We start from the raw sequence: 3,368 nt of genomic DNA on the forward strand, positions 1-3,368 counted from the left end.
AGAAAAATCAACCCGAAAGATCCCCCTGAATCAAACCGCGTAAAGTCGCCAACAAATCGCGCTCATTATAAGGCTTAGGAAAATAAGCACTTGCCCCCAAAGTCATCGCCAACTGACGATGCTTATCGCCACTTCTAGAAGTAAGCATCGCCACAGGTAAATCAGAAAAACCCGGCTCCGACTTAATCCGCGCCAAAAACCCATAACCATCAAGACGAGGCATCTCAATATCACAAATAACCGCATTAACCGACAAACCCCCCAACAACTTCTCCACCGCATCCTGGCCATCCTTAGCCTGCTCAACCAAATAACCAGCCTTCTCCAGAGCCAAAGCCAAAAAGCGGCGGACATTAATCGAATCATCCACCACCAGAATCGTTTCCTTCTCAATAATAGGAACAACAAAACCACCAGGCGGCTGATTACTCAAAGAATCAATTAACGACAAATCACCAAAAGGATGAAGCGCAGAAAAACGTTCACCAGAAACCTTACCAACATCACGGAAAGAATCAATCCAACGTAACAAAGAATTAGGATCGACCATCGGGACAACCTTGCCATCGCCCAGAATTGTACAACTACTCATACCCTCCGGCAAAGAAAAAGGACCATTAACCTGACGCACCGCCACCTCCTGCTCCCCCCAACAACGATCGACTTGTAGCGCCACCAACCGCTCGCCTTGACTAATCATCAAAACAGTAGAAGCAGGAATAGAAGGAACCCCTTCAGGCATAACCACCTTCCTCGGACAATTAAAAGTCAACCAATCTCCCAAACGAATCAGAGGAATCATCTCACCAAACCATTTAAGCACCTCACCACCAGAAATAGCAAAAACCTCCTCAGATGCCAACAAAACCATCTCCTCAATCGCATCAGTCGGAAAAGCCAACAACATCGAATTACTTTCCACCAAAAGTATCCGCGCCACCGACAAAGTAAAAGGCACAGTCAAAGTAAAAGTAGTCCCCTTTCCCGCAGTAGTATCAACCCGAATATCCCCACGAATCTCCTTCAAATTATTCCGTACCACATCCATACCAACCCCTCTACCAGAAAGAGCAGTAACTTCCTGTGCCGTACTAAAACCCGCCTCAAAAATCAACGATAATAAATCATCCTCACTAGCAGCAGCCAAAAGTTCACCATCCAAACCCATCGCCAATGCCCTAGCCCGAATCTTATCAAGATTAATCCCATTGCCATCATCACTAATCGTAATCATCGTCTGATTACCCCGATGAGCCGCCTTAATCTCAATCAACCCCCGAGGAGATTTCCCCGACTGTTGGCGCAGATGAGGCAACTCAATCCCATGATCGAAAGCATTTCGTACCAAGTGCATCAAAGGATCGGAAAGAGCCTCCAAGATACTGCGATCGATCAGAGTACCTTTACCAGAAACCTTAAGTTCAACCTCCTTACCATACTCCCGACACAAATCCCGTAAAGCACGTTGATATCGCCCCACCAAATCTGACAGAGGGCGCATCTGTATCCGAGTTAAATGAGTCTGCATCTGCTTGGCAGTTTGATTTAACTCACGCGCCGTAGTATCAGTATCTTCAAGACTCAATTCCACATCAGAAGTCACCTCTTGAATCTGGACAATAGTCTCCATCACCTCCATAGACAAGAGATGCAAATCGCTATATTGATCCATTTCCAAAGCATCAAAAGAAGGATGAAGTGTCAAGGATGAAGGATGAACTTGGTCAGATTTATCCCTGATGAACTTATTGTAATTGTCATGATTATTTTTATTATTATTAAACAGAGATTTATCTTGAGTCGCCACAGTATCATAACTAGTACGAAGGCGAATATTAGCTTGTTCCAAATAACCAACGCGGCGGCTAAGAGTTTCAATCAAATTCCGTAACCTGCTCATCTGCAAACCCATACCATTGCGAGAAATAGTAAGTTCCCCAAAAAGGTCATTTAGTTGCTCCAACTGACGAACAGAAACACGAACCGTATTCTCCCCACCCTCCTTACTTACCCCAACCTGTGAACTAGACTTAGTCGCAGGCTCTTGCCATAAAAAATCACCCGTATTCTGAGGAACAGAATCAGCTTTACCATCTCGCGCCCTCTCAGTACTAATAACTTTGATATCCGTCGATACTTCCGGGATCTCAATATCAGGAATATCCCCAGAATTTTCAATTAACTCGACCGAAACTTCAGCCAAATGAAGATCGCTATTACCCAAAGACTCTGCTAGTGATTCCGGCGATATAATATCAGTATTTATGATAAAATCAGCAAAAGAATCGCCAACTAATTCCCGCGAAACATCCGCCACCACCTGTTCAGGAATATCAAAAGAATCCCCCATCAACTCTGTCGAAATATCCACCTCTGCCGAGGAGGGAATATCTGAAAAAGAAGCAGCCCATTCCTCAATAGGCCAAGGGATATCCGACTCAGCTACCACCCGGGAAGTTTCAGATATTGCCCCATCCTGAAAACTCCACAAACCCTCATCTGAAATTAGCTCCGTGTCAGACAATTGAGCCACCCCAGGAGAAACAAAATCAATTGCCGATGGTAAACTATTAACTTGACCAACCAAAACCAAAGCCTGAGAACGACGCCAACAGAAGAGAGCCTTTTGAGCAATCTCCTTCACCTGGAATGGCGCAGCTTCCAAATGAGCCAAAATCGATTCACATAAACTAGTAAAAGCATCAAGCTGAAGCATTTCCCCCAAACCGCCCAGCTCCTGCGCCATAATCGACACCTCCTCCGACAAACAAGGAGCTTCCGGATCTGCCAAAACCGACTCCAGACGAGCCAGACAGCCCTCAACCTCCGTCTCAAACAAAAGCGCCGCCACATTAGTCCCTTCCTCAGCCCCCAACATCGAAGTAGCATCCTCATCAGTCGGGTGACCCAAACGAGCATGAAGGGCATCAAAAACCGGATTACCTTCATTGAGAAGCCAATCCTCATCAACATCAGTTCCCTGGCGATTTAGCACCAATACCTGACGTAAACGGTCAACTCCCGTTAACAGTAAACTTTCCAGTTGAGCATCAAAAGAAATCGATTTCTTTTGAACTTTCAACACCTTAAAAGAATCCTCCATCCGGTGAGCCAACTGACTCAAAGTGGTATAGCCCATCATCCCAGCACCACCCTTAACCGAATGAGCTCCCCGCAAGACAGCATCCATTTCCTGAGCATCAATAGATTTGCTCGCGATTCCTAAAAGTGTCGTTTCAATGGTATCGAGATACTCTTCTGCTTCTTCGAGAAACTGAATCCGGATTTCGTTTTCCTTCTCCTGTGACATGGTAGTTTTGAGTTTTGAGTTTTGAGTTTTGAGTTTTGAGTTTTGAGTTTTGAGTTTT

General features: G+C 45.2%; 1 protein-coding gene. It reads right to left on the minus strand.

Annotated elements, in window-relative coordinates; translation table 11 throughout:
* Positions 1-7: 7 nt before the first annotated feature.
* On the minus strand, positions 8-3,310 hold the full coding sequence (locus NJ959_RS27505) for a response regulator (protein ID WP_373693723.1): 3,303 nt from the start codon (positions 3,308-3,310) through the stop codon (positions 8-10).
* Positions 3,311-3,368: the final 58 nt, after the last annotated feature.

Origin of the sequence: Limnofasciculus baicalensis BBK-W-15 (assembly GCF_024178385.1) — a bacterium.
Classification (GTDB): domain Bacteria; phylum Cyanobacteriota; class Cyanobacteriia; order Cyanobacteriales; family Coleofasciculaceae; genus Limnofasciculus; species Limnofasciculus baicalensis.